We start from the raw sequence: 3,671 nt of genomic DNA on the forward strand, positions 1-3,671 counted from the left end.
GTCCGGCGGCGCCCGGACGTCGGCCCGGTCCGGGGGCGGCACAGCGTCCGCGGCGAAGCAACCGGCCCGCACGCCCCCGGCGAAGAAACCGCAGGCGAAAAAACCACAGGCGAAGAGCCCACAGGCGAAGAAGGCCCCGGCGACGAAGTCCCGGGCGCGGAAACAGCCCACCCGCAGCCCGGGCGGTGGCTTCTCCGGTGGGGTCGTCACCAAGGCCGTGGTCCGCACCTGGCGGCTGCTCGCCCTCGCCGTCGGTGGTCTCGCCCGCGCCCTGGGACGCACCCGCGAGCTCGACCCGGAGCACCGCCGCGACGGCCTCGCGCTGGTGCTGATCGCGTTCGGGCTGGTCACCGCGGTCGGTGTGGTGTGGGACTCCGCCGGACCGGTCGGCGAGTGGATCGCGATCGGCACCCGCAGTGTGCTCGGTTCCGGTTCGGTGGTGCTGCCGTTCGCCCTGGTGGCGGCGGCGGTCGTGTTGATGCGGTCGGAACCCCGGGCCGAGGCCCGGCCCCGCATGGTCGTCGGGACCCTGCTGGTGGGCCTGGCGGTGCTGGGACTGTTCCACCTGGGCAGTGGGCGGCCGCAGGGGCACACCGGGCAGATGTCCGCGGGCGGCTGGGTCGGCTGGTTCTCCGGCGACCTGCTCGCCCGTGGGGTGAGTTCCTGGGTCGCGGTCCCGCTGCTGCTGCTCCTGCTGGGGTACGGCGCCCTGGTGTTCACCGGGACGCCGATCCGCCGGATCCCGGAACGGTTGCGGGAGCAGAGCGAACGCGACCGGGAGGCCCGCCGCGCGTCCGGCGCCGACGGTACGGACGGCCCGGACGGTGCCCGGGCCGACATCACCGACACCGACCCGTCGGCCGCGCGGTTGCGCAGGCCGTCCCGCCGGAAGGCCGGTACGGGGGGCCGGGACGGGGAGGAACCGGCCGCCACCGGGTCCACGACCCCGGACAACGGATCGGTATCCGGGCCCCCGGCCGAGCGGGACGACGTCCCGGCGGAGACCGGCACGGCCGCACCGGCGAAGGGTGCCCGGACGAAGACGGCGGGGACGGCCGAGGCGACCCAACTGGAGATCGAGGCCCCGCTCTCGGTGACCCGCACGGTCGAGGGCGACTACACCCTGCCCCCGGCGGAGCTGCTCACCCTCGGCGACCCGCCGCTGGCGCGGAGCCGGGCGAACGACGCGATGATCGAAGCGATCACCGGCGTGCTCCAGCAGTTCAAGATCGACGCGGAGGTCACCGGCTTCACCCGGGGGCCGACCGTCACGCGGTACGAGGTCGAGCTGGGCCCCGGCGTCAAGGTCGAGAAGATCACCGCGTTGACGAAGAACATCGCCTACGCGGCCGCCACGGAGAACGTGCGCCTGCTGGCGCCGATCCCCGGCAAGTCCGCGGTCGGGATCGAGGTGCCCAACTCCGACCGCGAGATGGTGCGCCTCGGCGACGTGCTCCGCTCGCCGCTGGCCGCCACCGACGACCACCCGATGGTGATCGGGCTCGGCAAGGACATCGAGGGCAGCTTCGTCACCGCGAACCTGACCAAAATGCCGCACCTGCTGGTCGCGGGCTCCACCGGCTCCGGCAAGTCGAGCTTCGTCAACTCGATGCTGGTCTCGCTGCTGGCGCGGGCCACGCCGGAGGAGTGCCGGATGATCCTCATCGACCCGAAGATGGTCGAGCTGACCCCCTACGAGGGCATTCCGCACCTGATCACCCCCATCATCACCCAGCCGAAGAAGGCCGCCGCCGCGCTGGCCTGGCTGGTGGAGGAGATGGAGCAGCGCTACCAGGACATGCAGGCCAACCGGGTACGCCACATCGACGACTTCAACGCCCGGGTGCGCTCGGGGGAGATCACCGCCCCACCCGGCAGCGAGCGCGAGTACCGCCCGTACCCCTACATCATGGCGATCGTCGACGAGCTCGCCGACCTGATGATGACCGCACCGCGCGACGTGGAGGACGCCGTCGTGCGGATCACGCAGAAGGCCCGGGCCGCGGGGATCCATCTGGTGCTGGCCACCCAGCGCCCCTCGGTCGACGTGGTCACCGGTCTGATCAAGACCAACGTGCCGTCGCGGCTGGCGTTCGCGACGTCGTCGCTGACCGACTCGCGCGTCATCCTCGACCAACAGGGGGCCGAGAAGCTGATCGGCATGGGCGATGCGCTCTACCTGCCGATGGGCGCGGGCAAGACCAGCCGTGTCCAGGGCGCCTTCGTCAGCGACGAGGAGATCGCCGCCGTCGTGCAGGCCACGAAGGAGCAGGCCGCGCCGGACTACGCCGAAGGGGTGACCGCGGGCAAGTCGGCGGACACCAAGGAGATCGACCCGGACATCGGCGACGACCTGGAGGTGCTGCTCCAGGCGGCCGAACTGGTGGTGACCTCCCAGTTCGGCTCCACGTCCATGCTGCAGCGCAAACTCCGGGTCGGTTTCGCCAAGGCGGGCAGGCTCATGGACCTGCTGGAGACCCGGGGAGTGGTCGGTCCGTCCGAGGGCTCGAAGGCCCGCGACGTGCTGGCCAAGCCCGACGACCTCGCACAGGTGCTGGCCACCATCCGCGGCGAGGACCCACCCGGCGAGTCACCCGGGGCCTGACCGCGGGCACCGCGAAGGTCACCGGTCCCGGTCGTCGAGGTGCCGCAGCATCCGGGTGTTGCCCAGGGTGTTCGGCTTGACGAACGGCAGGTCGAGGAACTCGGCCACGCCGGTGTCGGCCGACCGACGCATCTGCTCGTACACCTCCCGCGGCACCGGCGTGCCCTCGATCGCACGGAACCCGTGCCGGGCGAAGAACTCCGTCTCGAAGGTCAGCACGAACAGCTTGGCCAGGCCCAGCTCCACGGCCAGCTCGATCAGACGCCGCACCAGCAGGCTCCCGACGCCGTGCCCCCGCACGGACCGGTCCACGGCCACCGTGCGGATCTCGGCGAGGTCCTCCCACATCACGTGCAGCGCGCCGCACCCGACGACCGTGCCCGCGAGTTCGGCGACCCAGAACTCCTGGACGTCCTCGTAGAGGGTGATCAGTTCCTTCTCCAGCAGCACCTCGCCCGCGTCGGCGTCGACCAGTGCCTTGATCCTGCGGACGTCGGCGATCCGTGCGCGGCGGACGACCGGTGCTTGCGGTGACTCCACGTCTGTAGACGCTAACGGGCGTGCGGCCGGACGGTCTCCAGGGTGTGCTCGGGGGCCGGTCGGCGGCGGTTACCCTGAACAGGTGTCTCCCGCAGAAGCCGTCGACAGTACCGGCTCGTCGCCCGACCGACGTCGCGTCGCGATGCTCACCCTGGGGTGTGCCCGCAATGAGGTCGACTCCGAGGAGCTGGCGGGCAGGCTCACCACGCAGGGGTGGGAGCTGACCGACGAGCCGGGTGACGGGGACGTGGTCGTCGTCAACACGTGCACGTTCGTGGAATCGGCGAAGAAGGACTCGGTCGACACCCTGCTCGCCGCCTCCGACACCGGGGCGAAGGTCGTGGCCGTGGGCTGCATGGCCGAACGGTACGGCCACGAGCTGGCCGACAACCTGCCCGAGGCGGACGCCGTGCTCGGATTCGACCACTACCCCCACCTGGCCGAGCGGCTGGACGACGTCGCCGAGGGGCGGGCGGTCGCCGCCCACACGCCGGCCGACCGCCGGACGCTGCTGCCGCTGACCCCG

2 protein-coding genes and 1 pseudogene are annotated in these 3,671 nt (G+C 71.9%); 2 read left to right on the plus strand and 1 reads right to left on the minus strand.

The window, feature by feature from the left end; all coding sequences use genetic code 11:
• Positions 1-217: 217 nt before the first annotated feature.
• Positions 218-2,605 carry a DNA translocase FtsK gene (locus tag SACHA_RS0107920; RefSeq protein ID WP_019808605.1) on the plus strand — a complete coding sequence of 796 codons (2,388 nt, stop codon included), beginning with the start codon at positions 218-220 and terminating at the stop codon, positions 2,603-2,605.
• Positions 2,606-2,623: 18 nt separating this feature from the next.
• On the opposite strand, the gene SACHA_RS0107925 is transcribed toward SACHA_RS0107920, so the two are convergent.
• Entirely contained in the window at positions 2,624-3,145 is a 522-nt protein-coding gene (locus SACHA_RS0107925; RefSeq protein WP_019808607.1) for an amino-acid N-acetyltransferase, read from the minus strand.
• Between the two features lie 142 nt (positions 3,146-3,287).
• On the opposite strand from SACHA_RS0107925, the pseudogene SACHA_RS0107930 reads away from it, so the two are divergent.
• Positions 3,288-3,671 (plus strand): annotated as a pseudogene (locus SACHA_RS0107930) (30S ribosomal protein S12 methylthiotransferase RimO); the annotation flags it as partial.

It is taken from the genome of Saccharomonospora halophila 8 (assembly GCF_000383775.1).
GTDB classification, from domain to species: Bacteria; Actinomycetota; Actinomycetes; order Mycobacteriales; family Pseudonocardiaceae; genus Saccharomonospora; species Saccharomonospora halophila.